This window comes from Plantactinospora sp. B5E13 (assembly GCF_039871775.1).
GTDB lineage: Bacteria > Actinomycetota > Actinomycetes > Mycobacteriales > Micromonosporaceae > Plantactinospora.
The window spans coordinates 1-23,049 of record NZ_JBDPLT010000015.1; the positions used below are offsets into that span (position 1 = coordinate 1).

At 68.9% G+C, this 23,049-nt stretch carries 23 protein-coding genes and 1 tRNA gene; 15 read left to right on the forward strand and 9 right to left on the reverse strand.

Annotation, left to right across the window (positions count from 1 at the left end; all coding sequences use genetic code 11):
- Positions 1 to 962 precede the first annotated feature (962 nt).
- Positions 963 to 2,060: a hypothetical protein gene (locus ABGB05_RS15810; RefSeq protein ID WP_347654156.1), complete on the forward strand. Its 1,098-nt coding sequence runs from the start codon at positions 963 to 965 to the stop codon at positions 2,058 to 2,060.
- 246 nt (positions 2,061 to 2,306) lie between these two features.
- Positions 2,307 to 3,407 carry a hypothetical protein gene (locus ABGB05_RS15815; protein WP_347654157.1) on the forward strand — a complete coding sequence of 367 codons (1,101 nt, stop codon included), beginning with the start codon at positions 2,307 to 2,309 and terminating at the stop codon, positions 3,405 to 3,407.
- 422 nt (positions 3,408 to 3,829) lie between these two features.
- Here the strand turns inward: ABGB05_RS15815 and ABGB05_RS15820 are convergent, their stop codons facing one another.
- Positions 3,830 to 4,003, reverse strand: coding sequence for a hypothetical protein (locus ABGB05_RS15820; protein ID WP_347654158.1), 174 nt, complete (start codon positions 4,001 to 4,003; stop codon positions 3,830 to 3,832).
- A 197-nt stretch (positions 4,004 to 4,200) separates the two neighbouring features.
- On the opposite strand from ABGB05_RS15820, the gene ABGB05_RS15825 reads away from it, so the two are divergent.
- Positions 4,201 to 4,386 (forward strand): hypothetical protein, encoded by a 186-nt coding sequence (locus ABGB05_RS15825; protein WP_347654304.1) that lies wholly within the window; start codon positions 4,201 to 4,203, stop codon positions 4,384 to 4,386.
- Positions 4,387 to 4,418: 32 nt separating this feature from the next.
- Here ABGB05_RS15825 and ABGB05_RS15830 read toward each other — a convergent pair whose 3' ends face one another.
- Both ABGB05_RS15830 and ABGB05_RS15835 read right to left on the reverse strand, forming a co-directional pair.
- Positions 4,419 to 5,111 (reverse strand): HAD family hydrolase, encoded by a 693-nt coding sequence (locus ABGB05_RS15830; RefSeq protein ID WP_347654159.1) that lies wholly within the window; start codon positions 5,109 to 5,111, stop codon positions 4,419 to 4,421.
- The gene (locus ABGB05_RS15835; RefSeq protein WP_347654160.1) at positions 5,108 to 5,974 is read right to left on the reverse strand and encodes a winged helix-turn-helix domain-containing protein; all 867 of its coding nucleotides are present in this window, start codon (positions 5,972 to 5,974) and stop codon (positions 5,108 to 5,110) included. The genes ABGB05_RS15830 and ABGB05_RS15835 overlap by 4 nt, the downstream gene beginning before the upstream one ends.
- Positions 5,975 to 6,306: 332 nt before the next feature.
- On the opposite strand from ABGB05_RS15835, the gene ABGB05_RS15840 reads away from it, so the two are divergent.
- The 9 genes from ABGB05_RS15840 to ABGB05_RS15880 all read left to right on the forward strand — a co-directional run bounded on the left by ABGB05_RS15840 (position 6,307) and on the right by ABGB05_RS15880 (position 14,591).
- On the forward strand, positions 6,307 to 6,552 hold the full coding sequence (locus ABGB05_RS15840) for a DUF6284 family protein (protein ID WP_347654161.1): 246 nt from the start codon (positions 6,307 to 6,309) through the stop codon (positions 6,550 to 6,552).
- A gap of 145 nt (positions 6,553 to 6,697) precedes the next feature.
- On the forward strand, positions 6,698 to 7,489 hold the full coding sequence (locus ABGB05_RS15845; protein ID WP_347654162.1) for an ABC transporter permease: 792 nt from the start codon (positions 6,698 to 6,700) through the stop codon (positions 7,487 to 7,489).
- Between the two features lie 95 nt (positions 7,490 to 7,584).
- Positions 7,585 to 9,747, forward strand: a complete 2,163-nt coding sequence (locus tag ABGB05_RS15850) for a cell division protein FtsK (protein ID WP_347654163.1) — start codon at positions 7,585 to 7,587, stop codon at positions 9,745 to 9,747.
- Between the two features lie 147 nt (positions 9,748 to 9,894).
- Positions 9,895 to 10,128: a hypothetical protein gene (locus tag ABGB05_RS15855; protein WP_347654164.1), complete on the forward strand. Its 234-nt coding sequence runs from the start codon at positions 9,895 to 9,897 to the stop codon at positions 10,126 to 10,128.
- Positions 10,125 to 10,418 (forward strand): hypothetical protein, encoded by a 294-nt coding sequence (locus tag ABGB05_RS15860; protein WP_347654165.1) that lies wholly within the window; start codon positions 10,125 to 10,127, stop codon positions 10,416 to 10,418. Before ABGB05_RS15855 ends, ABGB05_RS15860 begins: the two co-directional genes overlap by 4 nt.
- A 180-nt stretch (positions 10,419 to 10,598) precedes the next feature.
- Complete coding sequence (locus ABGB05_RS15865; RefSeq protein WP_347654295.1) at positions 10,599 to 11,468, forward strand: bifunctional DNA primase/polymerase; 870 nt, start codon at positions 10,599 to 10,601, stop codon at positions 11,466 to 11,468.
- Positions 11,465 to 12,814, forward strand: a complete 1,350-nt coding sequence (locus ABGB05_RS15870; protein ID WP_347654166.1) for a DUF3631 domain-containing protein — start codon at positions 11,465 to 11,467, stop codon at positions 12,812 to 12,814. Before ABGB05_RS15865 ends, ABGB05_RS15870 begins: the two co-directional genes overlap by 4 nt.
- A 131-nt stretch (positions 12,815 to 12,945) precedes the next feature.
- On the forward strand, positions 12,946 to 13,140 hold the full coding sequence (locus tag ABGB05_RS15875; protein WP_347654167.1) for a helix-turn-helix domain-containing protein: 195 nt from the start codon (positions 12,946 to 12,948) through the stop codon (positions 13,138 to 13,140).
- A complete protein-coding gene (locus ABGB05_RS15880) occupies positions 13,137 to 14,591 on the forward strand; it encodes a tyrosine-type recombinase/integrase (RefSeq protein WP_347654168.1) in 1,455 nt (484 codons plus the stop codon). The genes ABGB05_RS15875 and ABGB05_RS15880 overlap by 4 nt, the downstream gene beginning before the upstream one ends.
- Positions 14,592 to 14,722: 131 nt before the next feature.
- On the opposite strand, the gene ABGB05_RS15885 is transcribed toward ABGB05_RS15880, so the two are convergent.
- A tRNA-Tyr gene (locus ABGB05_RS15885) sits at positions 14,723 to 14,803 on the reverse strand.
- A gap of 146 nt (positions 14,804 to 14,949) precedes the next feature.
- On the opposite strand from ABGB05_RS15885, the gene ABGB05_RS15890 reads away from it, so the two are divergent.
- Entirely contained in the window at positions 14,950 to 15,447 is a 498-nt protein-coding gene (locus ABGB05_RS15890) for a YajQ family cyclic di-GMP-binding protein (RefSeq protein ID WP_347654169.1), read from the forward strand.
- Between the two features lie 66 nt (positions 15,448 to 15,513).
- Here the strand turns inward: ABGB05_RS15890 and cutA are convergent, their stop codons facing one another.
- The 3 genes from cutA to ABGB05_RS15905 form a co-directional block, all read right to left on the reverse strand.
- Positions 15,514 to 15,858: a divalent-cation tolerance protein CutA gene (gene cutA / locus ABGB05_RS15895; protein WP_347654170.1), complete on the reverse strand. Its 345-nt coding sequence runs from the start codon at positions 15,856 to 15,858 to the stop codon at positions 15,514 to 15,516.
- Positions 15,859 to 15,951: 93 nt separating this feature from the next.
- Positions 15,952 to 16,665 (reverse strand): hypothetical protein, encoded by a 714-nt coding sequence (locus tag ABGB05_RS15900; protein WP_347654171.1) that lies wholly within the window; start codon positions 16,663 to 16,665, stop codon positions 15,952 to 15,954.
- A gap of 355 nt (positions 16,666 to 17,020) precedes the next feature.
- A complete protein-coding gene (locus ABGB05_RS15905) occupies positions 17,021 to 18,289 on the reverse strand; it encodes an MFS transporter (protein ID WP_347654172.1) in 1,269 nt (422 codons plus the stop codon).
- Positions 18,290 to 18,434: 145 nt separating this feature from the next.
- Between ABGB05_RS15905 and ABGB05_RS15910 the strand changes: the two genes are divergently transcribed.
- Positions 18,435 to 19,256 carry a MerR family transcriptional regulator gene (locus tag ABGB05_RS15910; RefSeq protein WP_347654173.1) on the forward strand — a complete coding sequence of 274 codons (822 nt, stop codon included), beginning with the start codon at positions 18,435 to 18,437 and terminating at the stop codon, positions 19,254 to 19,256.
- Positions 19,257 to 19,290: 34 nt separating this feature from the next.
- A complete protein-coding gene (locus tag ABGB05_RS15915; RefSeq protein WP_347654174.1) occupies positions 19,291 to 20,205 on the forward strand; it encodes a hypothetical protein in 915 nt (304 codons plus the stop codon).
- Positions 20,206 to 20,283: 78 nt separating this feature from the next.
- On the opposite strand, the gene htpX is transcribed toward ABGB05_RS15915, so the two are convergent.
- Positions 20,284 to 21,165 (reverse strand): zinc metalloprotease HtpX, encoded by an 882-nt coding sequence (gene htpX / locus ABGB05_RS15920; protein ID WP_347654175.1) that lies wholly within the window; start codon positions 21,163 to 21,165, stop codon positions 20,284 to 20,286.
- Positions 21,166 to 21,275: 110 nt separating this feature from the next.
- Positions 21,276 to 22,934, reverse strand: coding sequence for a proton-conducting transporter membrane subunit (locus ABGB05_RS15925; RefSeq protein WP_347654176.1), 1,659 nt, complete (start codon positions 22,932 to 22,934; stop codon positions 21,276 to 21,278).
- Between the last annotated feature and the right edge of the window lie 115 nt (positions 22,935 to 23,049).

Consider the following 23,049-nt stretch of genomic DNA (forward strand, 5'->3'; position numbering starts at 1 on the left):
CCGTCCGCGGCGCGCAGCAGCACCTGCGCCCGCTGCACCAGCCGATGCTCGACCGTACGCGACTTGGCAAGAGACTCCAGCAGTTCCCGTTGACCGGTTTCGAGCACCAGCGGTGCGGCAGCACGCGTCACACGCACAGCCTACTAAACGGATAGCTATTTACGAAACAGAGCAGTAGGAGCGTCCAGACACGCCCGGCAGCAGGAGCCTCGCTCCTGAACGCGGCAGAGTGAGCTGCACTGACAGTCAAACCGTGCCTCCCGACCGTGCCGGCGCTTCTGCGGACCTCACTCGCTTACGTGCCCGTTGCGTGCCCGATCAGCCAGTAAACCGGAGGCACTCGCGGCCAACAGCAGCAGGAGACGACAAAGGCCCCCAACCTGCGTTTCCGCAGGTCAGAGGCCTTGTCGTTCCCTGGTGGCGGGTAGAGGATTCGAACCTCTGTAGCTTTCGCGACGGATTTACAGTGCGGGCATGAGACCGGCTTCGAGCAGGGGTTTTCCCCTGCCTGCGGGCGACCTCTCCGCACATCCTCCGAGGCGTCTCCACCTGGGCCTTAAGCCGCGAGGCACGGCGTCACCTGCCCCTGCTGGTGATCGGCCAGCCCCGTGGCCATCCTCGGTGGCACACCGCGCCGTCCCAGACCAGCAACGCCGTCGCCTCGAAACAACACGCTCAGAACTAGCCCGCACCTTGACTCCGTCCGGCCGTCCTCGCTGGGGGGCCAAACGCGCACGTTGCACGCTACAACCGTCGCCACCCATCACCTTGCGGAGATCAATACTTGTGCCAAAGGTCCGACACTACGGCACCGATACTGGCGAACACCCCTCCCATGCTGAAAAATCAGCTTGGTCAGCGAGTCCCTGGAAGCAGAAACTAATTTAACAGCCACGCTAAATGAGCACTAAAGCAATGACCCCCGCACAAAATCTACATGATCGTCAAGGAGGTATCTACTCATGGACCGAGCCGCCTCTGTATTGACGAGGTTCGGGGCAGCCTGGCGTTCGACACGCAACCGAATAAACCAACTTAGACAGGAGTTCCGAGACGAGGAAAAAATATCGCGAGCACGCGAACTTGCATGGCATTCGCCGACAATCTCGCACGAGGAGGCGCGTCGCGTTTTACTCAACGTGGGACACGAACTTGAGACTAGGGATATAGACGAAGATTTCCTACTCGATGACGGAAAACATGAGCTCGCCCTCATGATGAAGTTGATATGTCTTGATAAATACCTGGAAGAAACGGGCTCGCGAAGCTCCTTTTCAATATTCCGATCCTGGATCACCGTAGTAATCACAAACCTAGCATTCATCGTTCCGGGCGCTAGGTCGAGAGGCGTGAACCAAGCAATCTTGTATGAGCCAGCAACAGCAACTCCCGTCGGCGTAGAGTCGCCTTCTCAAGCGGACGAGGGCATCTCGGTTCGCGAGTTCGGTAGGAGACTTGTGCGCCACGTTGATTCGCTCGCAAATCCTAATTTGCAAACGCAGACCGAGGAGGAGCATAGAGCATTGCGCGCGGATATCATCGGCATCTCAGAGCGATTCGACGCTTGCGGTGAATATGCCTCCAGCGTCGGGGAAGGGATCGCTCGCCTCCAGGCGGCCGCTACGAGAAAGCTATTTCCGGAGAGCCTTCACGTCTTCACACGAATATCCGGCTCATTCTTCCTAGCAGGACTTGCGGCCATCGTTGCCGGCCCATGGTCTAACCTTGGAAACAAGACAGTGCTCAATGGAGTAAGTTCCCTTTTGCTTCCCCTAACCGGATTCATGCTGGCGTCGGCCGCGCTATGCGCAATGCAGCGCGAGTTGATGACCCGCCGACTATGTCATCGAACCCTAGCTGCCGCCAAAACTATCGGAAAGGCAACTACCGCCATTTTCGGCATGTTTACTGTCACTTTGGCAGTCGGGCTTGCCGATCAAAACGATCGAGAATGGGCAGTATCCTTAAGCTTAGTGCTATTCGCTGCGACGGCAATGACCACGTTGTCCGCCGACTACTTAGTCAATCTAGGAGAGGCGAGAATCAAGGAACTAACCTGATTTTGGCCAATAAGTATGGGTCTCTCATTCCAATATAACTCACACCGCTTAGACCATGTTCGTCGGCTTTCCATCATCCGGATCCTGTCCACCCACGATCCCGGTCACACATGCCTCCTCAACCTCCGGATGATTCACCACATGTCCACGCATACCGGCCTGGGGTAGGTCATATAGCATCACCCCATCACCCCGCCCCACTATCGATTGCTTCTCGGCGTTGCGAGGGTCGCGTACAGTAGCGCAGTGTTCCCCACCCTCCAGTACACGGACTTCCACAAGTTTTTAGTTAGCGTGGGAGGACTCGCCGTCGGAGTCGGCGTGGGACTTCCGGTGCTGCTTCTGCGCAGTCAGAGTGTATTGAAAACCACCCAGGCTGAACTACAGGCATTGCCGCCCGGGTCGAGGTCTGCTATCCAATTACAACAAGAGCAAATGATTCTTTTGCTACGCTCCTGGCCCTATGTCTCCAGTGCTTTAACCGCCATCGGCCTCGCGTTAATAATCTGGGGTGCAGTTGCTTGGAAGAAGCAACAGAGTCGAACCGACAGTCGCGAGCTCGCAGAACTTGCAAAACTCGAGACAGATCGAGAAAAGGCCTATCAGGAAACACTATTGCTACTCCGTGAACACCAAGAAAATCCGGAGATAGCGCAGAAGAGACGCGAAGAGGAGGCAGCCGAATCCCTTGTGCCTGACTCCGAGGAAGCGACTGATTCCCCTATGAGCACAGGAAGTGTTCACTTGGCAAACGAGGAGGCGACAGAGGAGATCCAGGCTGACACACCTGTACCGACAGCCAACATTAGGAATTATTTAAGCGGTGAGCGTCTACAAGAAATAACCAAATCCAGCGTCATGCACGTTATGAACGCTCTCGCAGCCGCCTATGGGCCAGACGTCGACGTCACGCCAGACGTGAGGCTGGGCGACTCCTTCGCCGACGCAGTCCTTACGTCGCGACTCAGGACAGTTCCCAATATGATTATCGACATCAAGCACTTGCCAAGCCGCCCAGCGAACATACGGCATCAGATCCACGACGCCATCGTCTGGGGCCTGAAGGTAAGAGCGCAGGCCAAAAAAGAATTGCGAGCACCATTTGCTCCGGTCACGTTCCTTATCGTGGACGCTCCAGCACATGGGCAACTAGTACTGTTCGGCGCGAGCCCTGTGCCCACAGCCGTCCGTCGAGTCGCGAAAGTTTCCACCCAAATACTCGAAGAGATGGGAAACATCGAGCTACCATTAAACGTCGTTGTCGCCGCAACCGAGTCAATTACCCCAAAAACCCTATGGAAAATTGGTTGGCGAACAGAAGGACATCCCGGAGTAATAACTCTATGAGCTCCCGCTCGCTCGATCCTGTCGACCCGATCATGGGTGTCCCTGTTCCGGCGCTCAAAGGCGTCTGAACCGAACGGCTCGACTTGGCACTGACCCCGCTTTCATGGCGCAACTGCTCTGACTGTGCATGAGATGAAGTATCGTGCGCAGGGCCACGTTGTTGAGCCAGGAACCTGAAAGTCGGCACGATGGCGGGCTAGGAGTGAGCCGGCATAACCGACCACCGGGACGCGAGCCAACTGCGCCCCTTCGATGTCTGACTAAGAGTCGCCCAATACCACGCAGTTTCGCGTTACGGCGTTGAGCGCATGCACAGCGCGCAAGATGCGCTCCGGCCGGTCACGCCTTCTTTGCATCTGCCAGGAGGCACTACAGTAACCTGTACACGGCCGGCCGAGGTCAGGGCCAATGCCGAGGGAAGCTTAGGCAAGCGGTTCCCGCGCCGTCCAAGCCACGAACCGCTGGAACAGCATCCTCGGATCCGGTTCCGGTTGTGGGGTCAGCTTGTAGAGGTCTTGCATGGCCGACATCAACTGCGCCGCCATGTAGATGGCCAGGCCGACCGGCGCGCCTTCGAACTCGGCTTTCAGGAGCAACCGCGCGTTGCCACACGGCCAGGGCTGCCCGGGGCAGCCCTGGCACTCCCAGAGGGGCCGGCGCGGCTGGTGTGGCTTGAGTCGGTACGGAGTCGGGCGGTCAAAGATCGGGGACTGATTCGGGAAGCTCATCCCCTAAGTGTTGACGTCGTAGTTGTCGACGTCAACAGCAACCGCCGTTGCTTAGCGTCGATCATGTGGAGGAGTTGGTGGGGGTCGCCGAGATCCGCGACATGTTGGGCGGAAACCTGTCCCGACAGCGGGTGCACGTGATCACCAGCCACCGCGACTTCCCCGCCCCGGTTCAGAAGTTGAAGATGGGGCACGTGTGGTTGAAGCGTGACGTTGAAGAGTGGATCAAGAATCGGCGGACAGCCGAGTAAAAAAAAAACCGCTTCCGGACATGCTGAGTCGATCACTCCAACCGATCCAAGAGCACATCCGCTATCCCCCGCATGCTGGTAACCAGCCCATCCGCCCCGGCCTCACGGAAGGCTTCCTCTTTCCACGGCCGATTCGCATACCCGACGACCAGCACCCCGGCCGCCTGGGCGCCTTCAATGTCGGACAGCGAGTCGCCCACCAGCACGCAAGTCCGCGGCTCCGCGTTGAGTGCGTGCACGGCACGCAGGATGGGTTCCGGGTTGGGCTTCATGCGCCCCGGCTCGGCGTACGCCCGTCCGATGATCGGCGAGACGTGCCCGGCGAGCCGGTGCGCTGCCAGGTAGGCGCCCACCGCACCGGCAGAGTTGTTGCTCACCACCGCGACCGGCGAACCAGCCTGCCGGGCAGACACGATGACCTCCCGCGCGTAGGGCGTGGGTGTGGCGGTGGAGGCGGCCTGCCGCTCAGCCGCGCAAAGTGCTTCCTCCACCGACTTCGTGGCCTCCTGGTCGCCGGTCGAACCGATCCAGCGCAGCACCTCCAGGGGGTCACGCTCGCTCGCGAGGTGCGCCGGCATCTCGACGCCCTGGCGCCGAAGCACGTCGACCAGCTCGGCCGCGATCTGCGGTGCGGGGTAGCCCGCGAAGATGCTGCACACCGGCCCGTCGAAGTCGAGCAACACCGGCCCGCCGGGGGCAAAGAGCCGGCCGAGGTCGGCGGTCATCCGTCGTACCGGTAGGCGATGGTCGACCACACCGAGTCGAACCACTGGCGAGATGCCTCCACGAACTGCGTGCCGTGCGAGGCGTCATCGTCGGTCACCGCGTAGTGGAACAGCGGTACGTCCTTGCCCATTAGGTCGTAGATCGCCATGGGCTCACCCTTGATGGAGACGGTGCGCTCTACGACCGGGTAGAAGCCGTAGAACACCTCTTCGCCGTTCAGGATGTAGAGCTTGAACAGCGGCGATGCCCGGTGCATCCGTACCTCTACGGTGGTCGACCGAATCAGGCCGAGGTCACCCAGCTCCGTCACCTGGTCGATGATCCCGTCCGCCGCCCGCCGAGTGATCCGCTCGGCGCGCTCGCGTACGGCGGGGTCGTCGGACTGTGTCTCAGCACGTGAGGGCAGCGCCATCGGCACGGTCATGTCGGAGATCAGGACTCGGACGGCGATCGTCTCGGGCGCGAGCCGCCCGACCCGTACTTTGTCCAGCGCTTCGGAAAGTGCGTCGCGCAGCGTCTCTCCGGAGAAGCCCGCGAAGTCGATGGCTACGTGGGGCCGCTCGAACGCGGCTTCGATGTGCGGACGCAACTCGACGGGTCGCTGTGTCTGTGCTCGGACGAACGCGCCGCTGCCCTGCCGGGAGACAATCAGCCGCTCAGCCCTGAGCAGGTCAAGGGCTCGCTTGACTGTCTCCCGCGCGACGCCGTAGCGGGTTGCGAGGTCAGGTTGCGATGGGAGCTTGTCGCCCGGTGCGAGCCGCCGCGTAAGGATGGCTGCCCGCAGCTTGTTCGCGATCTGGTGCGACGCCTGTTTCGGATCGTCGGGGTCCAACTGGCCGAGGAAGTCAAGGTTCTCGCTCACCCGCTCACGGTAGCGCTGACTAGCCAAGTTAGGGAAGTTTCCGATCTTCGCTTGACCTGACTAGCCAGGCACCCCTACTGTCGATCACGTCGCACCTGACTAGCCAGGTACGACAAGCCAGCCGGTGGCAGCCGGGGAAGGCGGCAGTTCGCTGCTGCGCGCCTACGAGCCGCCGTGCCTGGTCGTTCCCTGACAACTGCATGGGGCCGCACCTCCCCGAAAAGGTCGCCACGCACGGCATAGGTCCGTGCACATCCCCCCTGCTCGTCGGTGGTCTGGACTGTCCCCCGCCCACCACCGGCTTCCCCCTCATCGACTACCGGAGGTTTCCTGTGCGGAAGCGTCTTGCCCCGGTCAACACCGAACCGTCCGCCGCCGACCTGGCCGCCATCGAGGCGGAATGGCCGCTGATCGCGGCTGAGCTGGACCTGTTGGACGCCGAAATCACCCTCATCTACGCCGACGACCACGGCGGGCCGTCGGAACTCGACTGGCGCCGAGTGCGCCGGGCCGAAGCCCGCGTCACCCGCACCGCCGCCGACCTGGCCTCCCGTACCGACTCGTACCGCGTGGCCTGATGTCGCGCGTCTGCGCCGCGCAACATCGCGCCGCCGCTCTGGCTGCACACCGGACCTGCCCGACCTGCCTGCTGGTCCGGCCCTACTCCATTCCGCGCTCGCTCGGCGAGTGCATCGCCTGTGCCTACCCAGAGGAGGTAGCAGCATGACCGCCCCGACCATCAACGGGACCCGTTACCCGCAACCGATCGAAGACCTGTTGCCGGCGGCCCGGAGGCTGGATCTGCCCGAGGGGCAGGCGTTCCCGTCGCGGAACCGGTTGATGCGGGAGTTCCGCATCGGCGCACCGAAGGCGGACGAACTGCTCAGCCGTCTCAAGGCCGCATCCGCCGAGATGGCTCCCGACATCGCCGTGCCGGTCGACGTGGACCCGGTGCCGGCACCGGCCGCACCCGAACCCGCGCCGCCGGTGGAGCCGGACCCGGCACCCGCACCAGAGATCAGCCCTGCCGACCCGCCGACCGAGGTCACGCCGGTCAGTCACCCGGACACGCCCACCCCACCCGCGCCGGCCCGGCCAGCGGCGGTCTGGCCGGTGGTCCTGCTCGCCCTTCCCGCGTTCGTCGCCATCTGGTCCGGGTGGGTCGGACTCGGCGGACTCACCGGGTTCGGCGTCGTACACCCGCTGCCCGGCATCGCCGACGGGTTCTCCATCAACACCGCGATCACCCTGCCGATCGGTGTCGAGACCTACGGCGCGTACGCGCTCTACGTGTGGCTGTCCGGCCGCGTGCCGGACCGGGCACGCCGGTTCGCCAAGTGGTCCGCCATCGCGTCACTGCTGGTCGGCGCACTCGGGCAGGTCGCCTACCACCTGCTGGTCGCCGCCGGGGTCGAGTCGGCCCCCTGGTGGATCACCACCGCCGTCGCCTGCCTGCCGGTGGCGGTACTCGGCATGGGCGCTGCCCTCGCCCACCTCGTGCGCTCGCACGACTAGCTACGCCCGGCGGCGCGGCCCCTGGCCTCGCAAACCGTTGCCGCGCCGCCGGCCCCCATCCCGAGAAATGCATCCCTGACGGAGGAACACTCATCATGACTCCCCCGAACGAGGAACAGCCGTTCGACTGGCAGGCCGCCGAGCGTGACCTGTCCGAGGGTGCCGACGTGGTCGACCTGGACGCCGTCCGCGCGGCCCGGTTCGGCGACACCGACGACGGTGGGCCGCTGCTGGTCGACTCGCCGAAGGCGCAGCGCGGGCCGCGGTTCAGTGTGGCCGGGTTGCGGGCCGGCCAGCGCCGGCCCGTCCTGCCCGCGTGGCTGCGCTCCCGTGACGAGCTGCGCGACGTGGTGCGGTGGGCATTCGGCCACGCCGGGCACGTCACCGCGTACCACCTGCTCCGCCTGCCGCTCTACGCCGTCCGGCTCGCGTTCCGGGCGCCGGTCGGGGTGTGGCGGGTGCTGTCCGGCGGTATCCGTTGGCTGTTCGACCTGGAAGGCGAGCAGGTGCGGCAAGCCACCGTACGGCGGGAGAACGCCGAGGAGTACCTGAAACTGTCCCGGCAGCGTGACCGGCGGGTCCGGTGGCGCGGCATCGTCGCCACCGCCGCGACCGTCGCCACGGTGGCGGCCGGCATCGTGGCGGCGCTGTCCCCGGAATGGGTGCGGTGGGCAAGCCTCGCCACCCTGACCGCCCTGTTTGGCGTTGTCGGCCGCCCCGCCGACAAGCCGCTGTTGGACACCGCCGTGGTGGTACCGCGCGTGGCGCGACTCACCTCCGAGGTGGTGATCCGGGCGCTGTCGGTGCTCGGCAACAGCGGCATCAACCAGGCGTTGCGCAAGCAGGGCAACCGGGCGATCGCGTTCACGGCACCGATCACCCGCGACGGTCCGGGGTGGCGGGCCGAACTCGACCTGCCTCCGGGCGTGACGGCCGGCGACATCGCCGAGGAACGCGAACGGCTCGCCTCTGGCCTGTCCCGTCCGCTCGGCTGTGTGTGGCCGGAAGGGCGCCCGGAGGTGCACCCCGGTCGGCTGGTGCTGTGGGTCGGCGATCAGGACATGGCCGCCGCACCAGCCAAGCCATGGCCGCTGGCCAAGGCCGGCAGTTTCGACGTGGCGAAGCCGCTGCCGTTCGGCACCGACCCGCGCGGCCGGACGGTGACGATCGAACTGCCGTACACCAACGTCCTGATCGGCTCGATCCCCGGCTACGGCAAGACCGGCGCGATCGCCGTGCCACTGCTGGCCGCCGCGCTCGACCCGTACGCCGAGATTTGGGCGTTCGACTTCAAGGGCACCGGCGGGTTGGACCCGCTGGCCAAGGTTGCCGCCCGGTACGCGTCCGGCCAGGACGACGACACCGCCGAAGCCGGCCTGTTGGCGCTTCGGGAGCTGCGCAAGGAGTGCCAGCGCCGGGCGGCCGTCATCAAGGGCCTGCCGAAGACGGTGTGCCCGGACAACAAGGTCACCCCGGAGTTGGCACGGCGTAAGGCGCTGGGGCTGCACTGGCTGGTCGTCGCCCTGGACGAGATCCAGGAGTTGTTCAGCCATCCGGAATTCGGCAAGGAGGCCGGGGAACTTGCCGAAAAGGTCATCAAGTTGGGTCGGGCGCTCGGCGTGATTCTGCTGCTGGCCACTCAGCGGCCCGACGCCAAGAGCCTGCCGACCGGGGTGTCCGCGAACGCCGGTACCCGGTTCTGTCTCAAGGTGATGGGCCAGACCGAGAACGACATGGTTCTCGGCACCAGCGCCTACAAGAACGGCATCCGGGCAACCATGTTCGCCAAGAAGGACAAGGGTGTCGGCTACCTGGTCGGAACCGCCGACGAAGCGCAGATCGTCCGGACGTTCTACGTCAACGGCCCGACCGCCGAGAAGATCACCGAACGGGCACGCGCCGCCCGTGAGGCGGCCGGCACGCTGACCGGCCACGCGGCCGGGCAGACCGTCGAGACACCGGCCACCCGCCGAGACACCCTGCTCGACGACATCCTGTCCGTCGTACCGGTCACCGAGCCGAAGGTGTGGACGGAGACGGTTCTCGACCGGCTGACCGGGCTGCGGCCCGACCTGTACGCCGACCTGACCCGAGACCAACTCACGGCGGCGCTCAAGCCGTACGGCATCACCACCGGGCAGGTGTGGGGCACCGACCCGACCACCGGCAAGGGCGCCAACCGGCGCGGCATCGAACGGGCCGACATCGCCGACACGGTAGCGGACCGTAACAAGCGCCGCCGGGACGAAGCAGCCTAAGCCGGACACGCTGCGGATGCTAGGTCTAGCGGCACACCCCGCTAGACCTAGCACCCCCGCTAGCGCCACACCCATTCCCTGGCCAGCGCCCTAGCCACTAGCGGCGCTCAGCTCACCGCACCCGAAAACCGCCCGTGGAGGCATTCCATGACCCCCATCGTGCTGCTCGCTAGCCTGATCATCGCCGGTTACGCAGCGTGGTACCTGATCCTGTGCGCTGCCGCGCCGTTCGGCCGTTGTCGGCACTGCGCCGGCCGCCGCAACCGGCCCGGCCGGCGGCACCGTGACTGCCGCTGGTGCGACGGAACCGGCCGCCGCGTGCGGGTCGGCCGCCGCGTCTACGACTACTTCCGGGCCGAGTACAAGGCCGGCAACCGATGAAGCGCCGCCCGACCCGGCACACCGACTGGTGTGCCCGTGACCACCGCTGCAACCTCTCCGAACACCGGTCCGAGGAAATCGTGGTCGACCTGCCCGGCCACGGCCGGGCGGTACTCACCCGCGTCGCCACCGACGGCGGCGCCGGGCACGCCGAGATCCGTCTCCGCGTCGCCCTGGTCGACGCCGAGCCGGCCGCCCGCCGGCAGCTCGGCGCGATGCTGACCGACCTGCGTGCCCTGGTCACCCGGGCGGCGCTCGCTAACCGCCCGGCGCCGGCCCGTCGGTGGTGACCAGTGGGCCGCAACCTCACCGCCCGGTGCCGGCACTGGATCGGCGACGCGGGCCGGTACTGCCACGACGCGCACTCGGTGCGCCTGTTCCTGACCGGCCCGCGCTGCCCCCGGCACACCCCGGCCGCGATCGCCGGTCGCCTCGACTCCCATCCCCCAGCTGGTGAAGGAGGAACGCTCATGCTCGACCTGTTGGCCGCCGCGCTGCGGTACGCCGACCAGGGTTGGCCCGTCTTCATGCTCGCCCGGTCGAAACGGCCCGTGGCGAACTGCCCGGCCTGCCGGGACGCCGACGACAGCCACGACCCGGCCGCCTGTGACTGCCTGACCTGTCACGGCTTCTACGCCGCCACCACCGACCCGGACCGGATCGCCGCGATCGTCGCCGCCGTCCCCGGCGGACAACTCGCCCTGCGAGCCGGTAGCCCGTCCGGTCTGGTCGTGGTCGACATCGACCCCCGGCACGGTGGCGACGAAAGCATGACCGCGCTCATCCGCGCCGGGTTGCTGCCACCGACCGCGCACGTCGTGACCGGTTCCGGCGGCCGGCATCTGTACTACCGGCACCCCGGGCGGCCGGTGCTGTCCCGGCCGATGCCCGGCCGACCCGGCATCGACATCAAAGCCGACGGCGGGTACGTCGTGCTCCCGCCGTCGGTGCACCCGTCCACCGGCCGCCCGTACCGGTGGGTACCGGGTCGACGGGTGGAGGAGATGCCCCCGCCGCTGGTCGACGCGTGCGAACCACCGTCGCCGCCGGCACCCGCCCCGGTCGGCCCGGTCGACACCCGTCCGGGGCGGGGCATCTCCCACCCTGACCGGCTACTCGCCGCGCACCTGCACGCGGTCACCAGCGCCCCCGAAGGCCGCCGCCGCACCACCCTCTACGGCGCCGCGCGCGGCATCGCGCGGATGGTCGCCGCCGACGCCATCGACCAGGCCGACGCGATCGCCGCGCTCACCGCCGCCGGCCGCCGTGCCGAGCAAACCGACCGGGACATCCGCGCCGCGATCTGTGGCGGGTTCCGAGACGAAGGAGTCGCCGCATGAACCAACCGACCCTGCCCGGCCGCCGCATCGACGGGGCCGCGATCCTCGATGACCTTCACGCCTGCCTGACCCGGTACGTCATCCTGCCGTCCGCTGAGGCGGTCGACGCCGTGACGTTGTGGATCGCCGCCACCCACGCCCAGGCCGCGTGGGCACACGCGCCCCGGCTCGTCATCCGGGCACCGGAGAAGCGGTGCGGCAAGTCGCGGTTGCTCGACATCGTGGAAGGCACCTGCCACAACCCGCTCATCACCGTCAACGCGTCACCGGCCGCCGTCTACCGGGCGATCGGCACCGACAACCCGCCGACCCTGCTCGTCGACGAAGCCGACACCATCTTCGGCAACGGCAAGGCAGAGGCGAACGAAGACCTACGTGGCCTGTTGAACGCCGGTCACCAGCGCAACCGGCCCGCGATCCGGTGGGACGCCGCCACCCAACGGCTGGAGAAGATCCCGACCTTCGCCATGGCGGCGCTTGCCGGGATCGGCGCCATGCCGGACACCATCGAAGACCGCGCCGTCGTGGTCCGGATGCGCCGCCGCGCTCCCGGTGAAACCGTGGCCCCCTACCGGCACCGCCGCGACAGCCCGACGCTGCGCCGCATCGCCGCCCGACTCGCCGAATGGCTCGGCGCCCACCTCGCCGAGCTGGAATCCGCGGAACCGGCCATGCCGGTCGAAGACCGCGCCGCCGACACCTGGGAACCCCTGGTAGCCGTCGCCGACCACGCCGGCGGAAGCTGGCCGACCCGCGCACGTACCGCCGTCACCACGCTCACCGCTGAAGCCGACGACGCCGGCAACGTCTCCACCCGCATCCGGCTACTCGCCGACATCCGCACCGCGTTCACCGTGCTCGGCGACCCGCCGGCCGCCCCCACCAGCGAACTACTCGCCGCCCTGAACAGCGACCCCGAAGCACCGTGGGCCGACAGCGGACCCGCCGGGCTCACCGGCAAGAAACTTGGCGACCACCTCAGGGAGTTCGGCATCAAGTCCGACACCATCCGCTTCCCCGTCGGCCAGGCCAAGGGCTACCCCCGCGACGCGTTCACCGACGCGTGGAACCGGTACTGCCCCGCACCGCCCGCCGAGCAACCCGAGACACCCGCCCCCGAGGTAACCGTCCCATCCGTACCAACGTCGTTTTCCGAGGTCACCCCCGGTACGGATGCCCCAGCCGGTACGGATCAATCCGTCCCACGAACCCGACGCGGGCACGTCCCCGGTACGCATCAATCCGTACCAGCGCACCAATCCGTACCAGCCCTGAGCAGCCAAAACGAGCTTGGTACGGATGGTACGGATATCCCCCGGCGACGGGTCACCAGGCGCCGCGCATGACCTTCGCCGAAACGCTCCCTGCCGGTTGCACCCCTTCAACCGGCGCTCACCACCCCGCCGACCCGGAAGGCGCTCTCCGTGCCTCTCACGGGCTCTGGCACCACCCCACGAACAACGGAGGACATCGCTCGATGGCGCCGCGCCGAGTTGAGGAGTCTCTGACCATCCCCGAAGTGATCAGCGAACTGAAGGTGAGCCGGTCGACCTTCTACTACTGGCGACAGACCGGCAAGGCACCCCGCTGCATCAAGCTCCCGAACGGAGAGATCAGGGTGCGCCGTACCGACCTAGCCACCTGGCTTGACGGACTTGAGGAGGCCGCGTGAGCCGCCGCCGCGTCGATGCCGGGCGCCCCTATGACGGAGGTGCCCGGCGCCTGTCCCACGACGTACGTATCTGGGCGCTGCGAGTCCAAGAGGGGAAGCGTGGCAAGACGTACGCCGTCCGCTGGACCGTCGCCGACCGGGAGCATCACAAGACCTTCCGGACCCGCGCGCTTGCCGACGGGTTCCGCGCGCAGCTGCTGTCCGCGACCCAACGGGGAAGGCTGTTCGACGCCGCGACCGGGCTGCCGGAAACGATGCTGCGGGAACAGCAGGTCAAGCCCTGGTTTGAGCACGCCTGCCGGTACGTCGACATGAAGTGGCCCGAGGCGGCACCCAAGTCACGGACCGGCATCGCGGAAACGCTGGCCACCGTCACACCCGCACTGCTCAGCACGGAACGCGGCCGGCCGGACGCCGACACGCTGCGCCGGGCACTCTACGGATGGGCGTTCGTCGCACCGCGCCGGCAGGCTGGCGACCCGCCGGCCGATGTCGCCGCCGCCATCCGGTGGCTGCAACGCAGCACGGTCGCGCTGGCCGACCTGGAAGATCCGACGACCGGTCCCGAACTGACCCGGCGGGCGCTCGACCGACTCGCCTTACGACTGGACGGGCGCCCGGCGGCACCGAAGACGGTCGCCCGAAAACGAGCGGTCTTCTACAACGCCCTGGCGTACGCGGTGGAGTTGGGCATCCTGTCCGGGAATCCGATCGACCGGATTACCTGGAAGACGCCAAAAGCGGTGGAGACGGTCGACCGGCGCCGGGCAGCGATCAACCCCCGGCAGGCACGGGCGTTGTTGACAGCGATTCGGGAGCAGTCGGCAATCGGGCACCGCCTGGTCGCATTCTTCGCCTGCATGTACTACGCCGCCGCCCGGCCGGGAGAAGCGATGGAAATCCGGCGGGAGAACCTTGCCCGGCTACCAAAGGAGGGATGGGGCGAACTGTTGCTGACCAGTTCGGCGCCGCGCACCGGAACGGCCTGGACGGACAGCGGCCGGTCACGAGAACGGCGCGGGCTCAAGCACCGGGCCGCTCGGGAGACGCGACCGGTCCCGGCGCATCCGGAGCTGGTGACGCTTCTGCGGGAGCACCTGGAGGAGTTCGGCACGGCACCGGACGGCCGGCTGTTCGTGGGGCCGCGCGGCGGCACCATCGGCGAATCGACGTACCTCGGGGTCTGGCACAAGGCACGGGTCCGGGCGCTGAGCCCGGCCGAGGCAGCGTCGCCGCTGGCCAGCGTGCCCTACGACCTGCGACACGCAGCCGTGTCGACCTGGCTCAACGGCGGGGTACCAGCCACCCAGGTAGCCGAGTGGGCGGGGCACAGCGTGGATGTGCTGCTACGGACCTACGCGAAGTGCATCGTCGGGCAGGACGAGCTTGCCCGGCGCCGGATCGAGGAGGCGCTGAACCCCGACGACGACCAGGGCGAGAGCGCCGCCTGAGCCCCCGGAAATTTCTCCGCGCATTCTCCGTGGATGCCCGTTGACGGTCGGACAGGACCGTTGACGACTGGACAGACGAGAACAGCCCTTGACCGGCGTTTCGGCTGGTCAAGGGCTGTTTTCGCACCTTGTGGCGGGTAGAGGATTCGAACCTCTGTAGCTTTCGCGACGGATTTACAGTCCGCTCCCATTGGCCGCTCGGGCAACCCGCCTGGGCGTGCCGCCCCGCTAAGCGTGGCAGCGGAAGCAAGGATAGCGGTTGCATCGGGGGGCCGCGCAACCGGGTACGGTCGGCTTGTCGTACCGCCATCCGGCGGCCCCGGCACACCTTCATGACGCAGACAGCAGGAGCGCAACCATGGCAGCCAACCCGTCGTTCGACATCGTCAGCAAGGTCGACCGGCAGGAGATCGACAACGCCCTCCGGCAGGCCGAGAAGGAGCTCACCAGCCGGTTCGACTTCCGGGGCACCGGCGCCGCCATCTCCTGGTCCGGCGGCGACGAGGCGGTCAGCCTCGAGGCCGAGACGGAGGAGCGGGTCAAGGCGGCCCTGGACGTCTTCAAGGAGAAGCTGGTCAAGCGAAACATCTCCCTGAAGGCCCTGGACGCCGGCGAGCCGCGTTCGTCCGGCAAGGCGTACAAGATCGACTGCAGGATCATCCAGGGCATCGAGTCGGACAAGGCCAAGGCGATCAGCAAGAAGATCCGCGAGGAGGGCCCGAAGGGGGTCCAGGCGCAGATCCAGGGCGACCAGCTGCGGGTCACCGGCAAGAAGAAGGACGACCTGCAGGCGGTGATCGCGCTGCTCAAGGGCGAGGACTTCGGCGTGGCGCTGCAGTTCACCAACTACCGGTGACATGACCGCCGGAGCGTGACGAACTGTGCGGGGCGGCCCGGATCCGGGCCGCCCCGCACGTTCTGTCTAGTTCGCCGCCGGCGACTGCCCCGGCTCCCGGGTCTCGGCGATGATCCACCGCAGGTACTCCGGGTTGCCGTCGACGATCGGCACGGCGATCACGCAGGGCACCTCGTACGGGTGCTCCTGGTTCGCCCGAACCACGATCTCCGGCACCAGGGACCGCCGGGTGTGCAGCGCCACCCGGGCCTCGTCCTCGTCGTGGACGTTCCCCTCCCACCGGTAGATCGACCGGATCGCGGCGATGTTGTGCCCGCAGGCGGCGAGCCGGTCCGTCACCAGCCGACGGGTGAACTCGGCCAGCCACTCCGCCTCCGCCGCGGTGACGATCACCTCGCAGGTCTCCTCCATGGCAGGAGGGTACGACCGGGGCTCACCGGCGGTCAGGCCGGGGCGGCGAGCCTGGAGGCGATTCCGGCAGGCGTACGACCCGGCATGGCGTGGTCAGGCCCACAGGTAGAGGCCGTGTCCGGTACGCAGGAACGGTTCGACCCAGTCGAGGAACTCCTCCACCCACTCGTCCCGGACCGGGAGCTCCGCCGGGTCGAACGGCTCTGGTGCCCGGGCGCGTACGCCTCGGGGCACCGCCCGGTTGAACTCCCGGGTCACCTCCCGCACCCGCGCCACCTGCCCGGCGAGCGTCTGGATCGCCCTGTCCCGCTCGTGGTCCGCCCGGTCGTCAGCCGGCGACTCCGGTGGCGGGCCGGGCCGGGTCAGCGGTGCCGGGTCGGGCAGTTCGAACACCCGCTGACGGGCCTGCTGCAGGTTGTCCCGCCCGGCCCAGGCGTTGGTCCGCGACAGGGTCGTGTGGGCCCGTGCGGTCAGGGCGGCCTGTGCCTCGACCAGGTCGAGGTAGGCCTCCCAGGCGCGGAGATGACTGAGATGGTGCGACATCCGCCCGGCGCTGATCTGGCCGTACCACCACCGCCAGCGGCCAACCGCGTCGACGGCGGCAGCCGGCAGGAGGCTGCTGAACGCCTCCCTGCGCCAGGAGAGCGGAAACCGCGGATTGCCGCCGATCACGGTGACCCGGAAGTAGGGCGAGTGGCCGTTCTCGTCCGAACTGGTCACCAACCAGTTGCGCAGCCCGTCGACCACGTCGGCGTACCGCCCGGGGCCGACCACCTCGGCGTCCAGCTCCGGGTCGGGCCGCGACACGGGCGGCGCGACCGGGTCAGGCCGCGACGCACGCGGTACAACCGGGTCAGGCCGCGACGCACGCGGTACAACCGGGTCAGGCCGCGACACGGGCGGCGCGACCGGGTCAGGCCGCGACGCACGCGGTACAACCGGGTCAGGCCGCAGCGGCGCGCGGTGCGGTTCGGGCGCCGCCCAGCCGCCGGGTGGCGCCACCGCCGCCTGCACATGTCGGGCCTGGAGAGCGACCAGTTCCCGCAGCTTGTCGAGGTCCGTCCCGGGACGGGGGCGTGCTGGTACCCAGTCGATCCCCACGCTGCGCAACGGTAACCGGACCGGGCCAAAGGTCAGCACCTGACCCGGTCGGGCCGGTCGGTCAGCTCGGTTCGGTGGCGAGGGCGCGCTCCAGGCGTACCTCGGCCAACGCCTCGGCCCGGGCGATCGAACCGGTCGGCAGCGCGGCGACCACCGCGGCGGCCGCGACGGCGACGCCGGCGAAGACGAACGCCCACGGTACGCCGACCAGGTCGACCAGGATGCCGGCTCCGGCGCCGCCGGCCGCGCTGGCCGCCACCGCCACGGTCACCACCCAGGTGTACGACTCGTTCAGCATGCTCGCCGGGGAGATCCGGCCGACCATGGTGTTCTCCAGGGTCAGCGCGGGGGCGATCGTCGCCCCGCCGACGACCAGCGCCACCCCGAGCGCGAGCGGTCCGGGCATCACCGCGAAGACCACGAAGGTGGCCGCGAGCAGGGCGAGGAGCTGGGCGAACTGTCGGGCTGCGTTGCGGGCCTGCGGCCGGGTGCCGAACCAGAACCCGCCGATCGCGCTGCCGGTCCCCCACATGGCGAGCAGGATGCCGGCCACACTCTCCGCGTTCGGCGCGTCGTGTGCGCTGGCGTACGCGGGTACGGCCACTCCGGCGGCGCCGAATGCGATGCCGAGCCCGGCCACGCAGAACAGCAGGGCGGGGAAGCCGCCGACCCGCAGTGGGCCGAGTCCCTTGGCGTGCGTGTCGTGCGGGTGCGGGCGCCAACCCCGCATCACCTTGCCGAGCGCGATCGTGACGGTGCCGGTCAGGGTCACCACGGCGGCGCCGACCAGCGCGGCAGCCGCGTCGGCGACCAGGACGAAGACCGCGACCAGGGTCGGGCCGACGACAAAAACGATCTCGAAGAGGGAGGTCTCGGCGGCCAGTGCGGTGTTGCGCAGGGCGTACCGGCCGGAGGCGGGGTCGGTGAGGTCGTTCCAGGCTCCCCGGATGGCGGCGGTCAACGGCGGGTACGTCGCCCCGGCGACCGCCGACGCGATGAAGATCAGCACGAGGGCGTCGGCTCCGGCGCGGCTGGCGAGCAGCAGGCCGATCAGCGCCACCGGGTGGGCGATCGCGGTGACCAGCAGTACGGGGCTGGGCCCGACCCGGTCCGCGATCCGGCCGGCGATCGGGCTGAGCGCGGCGCCGGCGAGCGCGTACACGCCACCGGCGACGGCGGCCAGCGAGTACCGGCCGGTGACCTGCTCGACGACCATCAGCAGGGCGAGCGGGGTCATGCCGATGCCGAGTCGCCCGACGATGCCGGCGATCAGCAGCATCGGCGCACCGGGGATCCGCCACACCTGCAGGTATTGACGCAGCGCGGTCACGAGCGGGCACTCCTTGAGGCGACAGAGGTCACGGCGGGACGGCGCCGTAATGAGTGGAAGTCGTATCGACCCTAACGCGGGCAGGTCGGCCAACCGAACCGGATTACGTTGACCATGACGCGACGTCAAGGTTTCTACTGATGTCATGCGGATCGGCGAACTCGCCGCACTGGTCGGGGTCTCCACCCGTGCCGTGCGGCACTACCACCACCTGGGGCTGCTTCCGGAACCGCACCGCCTCGGCAACGGCTATCGGGCGTACCGGCTGCGGGACGCGGTGCTGCTCGCCCGGATCCGCCGGCTCGCCGAACTCGGCCTGGCCCTGGACGAGATCCGCGACATCCTCGGCGACGCCCAGGGCCGGGAACTCCGCGAGGTGCTGGAGGAACTCGACGCCGACCTGGCCCGGCAGCAGGAGGCGCTGGCGACCCGCCGGCAACGGCTCGCGACCCTGCTGGCCGAGGCGGACCTGGACGTCGACTCGACGGTCCCCGCCGAACTGGCCGCGTTGCTGCGTACCCTGCCCACCGGCGACGGCTCGGCGATCGCCCGACTCGACCGCGACCTGCTCACCCTCGTTGGAGACAATCCCGGCGGGGCGGGCCCGCCAGCCGCCCCTCTCGGGTATGCCGAGCTGTTCGGGCCGCTGAACACCCCTACGATGGCGGCCCAGACCGCTGCCCACTACGCCCGGCTGGACGAACTCGGCGACGCCGCACCCACCGACCCCCGGATCGCCGTCCTCGCCGACGAGGTCGCCGAGCAGCTCGCCACCCACCTTCCGGCCGAACTACTCTCGACCCTGCTGACCGGGGTCGACGACGCCGAGGCGGAGCAGTGGCTGGCGGCGATGTCGACCGAACTGTCCGCCGCCCAGGCCGAGGTTGTCCGTCTCCTCATGCTCCGGCTGCGGAGCAGACTGGACGGGCCCGACGGGCGGGTGGTCGGCGCCGGGGACCGGGCGTGACCGCCGGAGGCCGGCCGGCGACGAGGGACCGGGCGTGACCGTGGGCGGGCATCCGGCCGGGCCGACCGACGCCGTACGGGTCGACCGCCTGGTACGCCTGGCCAGGGGCGTGCTGTACTCGCTCGTACCCGCCGAGCTGCTGCTCCTGGTGCTGCTGCTGGCTGGGGTGCCGCTGCCGGGTCCGCTGGTCGTGGTGGCCGAGATCCTCGTCGCGGCGGCCCTCGGCGTGGAGGTGCTGACCGCGTACTGCCTCTTCCGGGCTGCCCGCCAGGCCGGCGCGTCCCGGCGGTTGGCCGTCCGCACGGTCCACGACCGGCTGGTCCCGGAGCCGGTCCGCCGGATCGTGGGTTTCGACGTGCGGAACCTGGTCAGCCTCGCCCTCTGGGTCGCCGGTCGTCGACACGGGGTACCGAGGGGCGGGACCGCCGTCCCGTACACCGGTCCCCAGGCCGGGATGACGGTGGTCCTCCTGGTCGTGATGGTGATCGAGATGGTCGCGGTGGAGATCCTGCTGCGCGGGCTCGGCGCCCCGGTGGCGCTACGCACCCTGCTCCTGGTTCTCGAGGGGTACGGAATCCTGACCGTGCTCTCGGTCGTCGCGGCGATCGTCACCCGCCCGCACGTGATCACCGCCGACGAGGTCCGGATCCGCTACGGCGCCTTCTTCGACCTCCGGGTCCCGCGCCGGCTGATCGCCGAGGTCCGGCAGATCCGCCGGTACGACGAGTCCGGAACCGTCCGGGTCGACGGGGAGCGGCTCGCGGTCGCGGTCGGGGCGCAGACGAACCTGCTGCTGGAGTTGACCGAGCCGGTCACCGCGACACGTCCGCTCGGGCGGCGTGCCGAGGTCCGGACGGTCCGGTTCTTCGCCGACGACCCCGCCCCCGCCCTCGCCGCACTCCACCAGCGCCTCAAACCGGTGTCCCCCGGGCCGGCACCGGCGAGCTGATCCGCGGACGGTTCGGCCCCGGCACTCGTTCGAGTGCCGGGGCCGGGACGAGATTGACCGCCGCAGGTGGGGCCGGAATCAGCGCTGGTACTGCACCGGGCCGGCGCTGTACGCCATCTGCTCCAGGCGGCGTACCCGCTCCTCCATGTTGGGGTGGGTGGAGAAGAGATTCGCCACCCCACCACCCTTGAACGGGTTGTCGATCATCAGGTGGGCGGTGCTGGTCAGCCGGTTGTCGGCCGGCAGTGGCAGCCGCTGGGTACCAGCGTGGATCTTGCGTAGGGCGCTGGCCAGCGCCAGCGGGTCCCGGGTCAGCCGGGCGCCGGAGGCGTCCGCCTGGAACTCCCGGTTACGGCTGATCGCAAGCTGGATCAGGGTCGCCGCGATCGGGCCCAGGATGAGTGTCAGCAGCAGTACGGCCGGGTTCGGCGCGTCCTCGTCGTCCCCGCCGCCCAGCGGGATGAACCAGGCGAGGTTGGCCAGCAGGGTGATGATGCCGGCCAGGCCGGCGGCCACGCTGGAGATCAGGATGTCCCGGTTGTAGACGTGCGACAGCTCGTGTCCGATCACGCCGCGCAGCTCCCGGTAGTCCAGGATCTGCGTGATGCCCTGGGTGACCGCGACCGCCGCGTGCTGCGGGTTACGTCCGGTCGCGAACGCGTTGGGTTGCATGGTCGGGCTGACGTAGAGCCGCGGCATCGGCTGACCGGCCTCGGTCGCCAGCTCCCGGACCATCTGGTAGAGCGCCGGAAACTCGGCCTCGCTGACCGGTTGCGCCCGCATCGCGCGCAGCGCGAGCTTGTCCGACCAGAAGTAGCTGGCCGCGTTCATGGCCAGCGAGATCAGCACGGCGATCACCAGACCGCCGCTGCCGCCGAACCAGTAACCGACGCCGAGGATCAGAGCGGTGAGCAGGCCAAGTAGCGCGGCTGTTTTGAGCCCGTTTCGATGGCTATGCACGATAACTCCTTCGGTGCGCGGGCAGGTGGGCCCGCTGACCGGTTCAACAACCGGATACCCGCTCAACAATCCGGATATGACTGTGAACTAGCTGGGAAAACGGCCCGTTGTCACAGGCCGGCGACGTCCAGCACGAGTTGCGGGGCGACGCCGACGACAACCGCCACCACGGTCGCGCCGGCCAGTACGGCGACAACCGCCCAGCTGGGTCGGACCGCCACCGCACCGGGCACGGCCACACCGTCGGCCGGCACCGCCGGCGCGGCCGGATCGGCCGGCACCGGCGGGGCGGCGGCCGTACCGGCCCGGGAAGCGGCCGGCTGCGGGGCGGGGTCGGACGTCCGGGCGGTGTCGGGTGCCGGGGCGTACAGGGCGGCGGCGACCCGTACGTAGTAGGCGAGCCCGACCACCGCGTTCAGCGCCACCACCACGGCGAGCCAGCCGGCACCGCCGTCCAGCAGCGCCCGGACCACGGTGACCTTGGCGAACAGCCCGGCCAGCCCGGGCGGCAACCCGGCCAGACCGATCAGGGCGAGCACAAACGCCGCCCCGGTCCAGGGCCGGCGGCGAGCCGCGCCCCGGTAGTCGTCGAGCTCGCCGCCGTCGGCGACCGCCGGCCGCAGCGCGACCACCGCGGCGAACGCGGCCAACTCCAGCAGTACAAAAAAGACCGTGTACGCGACCGCGGCGGCGACCGCCGTGTCGAGTGCCTCCGGGGTACGGCCAGCAGAGAGTGCCAGCGCGCCGAGCGGGGCGAGGATGTAGCCCGCCTGGGCCACCGACGACCAGGCGAGCAGGCGTACCATCCGGCGCTGGCGCAGCGCGACCAGGTTGCCGACGGTCATGGTCAGCACCGCGACGATCGCCAGCACCGGGCCGGTCACCTCGGCCGGCAGTGCGGTCGGGGCGCCGGGCGCGGTGGCCGGCGACCCGGTCGGCGCGGACGGGATGACCGCCTGGACCACGCCGCTGCCGACAACCGCGAGCAACGCGACCACCCCGCCGAGTTTCGAGGCGGTGGAGAGGTACGCGGCGACCGGCACCGGTGCCCCGTCGTAGGTGGCCGGGGCCCAGGCGTGGAACGGCACCGCCGCCACCTTGAAGACCAGCCCGAGCACCACCAGCGCCACCGCGACCACCGCCAGCGGCAGGTCCAGCAGGGTCGGCCCGGCCTCGAAGGCGGCGCCGAGCAGGCTCAGGTGCACCACCCCGGTGACCGCGTAGAGCAGTGCCGCGCCGAGCAGGGTCACCGCGGTCGCCACCACGCTGACCACAAAAAACGTCAGCGCCGCCTCGGCGCCGGCGACGCTGCGCTGCCGGAGCCCGACCAGGACGTAGAGCGGCAGGGTCAGCGTCTCCAGCGCCACGACCAGGGTGATCAGGTCACCGGCGGCGCCGAGCACCACGCCGCCGGTCATCGAGCAGGCGAGCAGGAAGCAGTACTCGCCCGGCGGCACCCGCCCGGCGCGCAGCAGCGGCGCCGACAGTGCCAGCACCCCGAGGGTGAGCAGTGCGAACAGGCAACCGACCAGGGCTGCCCTGCCCGTCCACTGGTAGGAGCAGCCGTCGCCGACGCAGAACGTCCGCCGGTCGCCGGCCTGCACCCTGACCACGACCGCGCCGATCCCGGTGGCGACCGCCCCGGCGGCGAAGGCGGCCACCGTCGCGCCCCGCCGGGCGACCAGCAGGTCGGCCAGGAGCACGAGTACGGCGGTGCCGGCGGCCAGGTACGCCGGCAGCAGCGCCACGTTGTCCACGGTCTGGGTCACGGCAGCTCCCACCGTCGGCTCATCGGACCACGCCGGCCCAGGTCACGGCCACCGGCCACGGTCGGCTCACCGGATCTGCCCCCAGCAGGATCCCGGCCCGGGTCACGGCCACCGG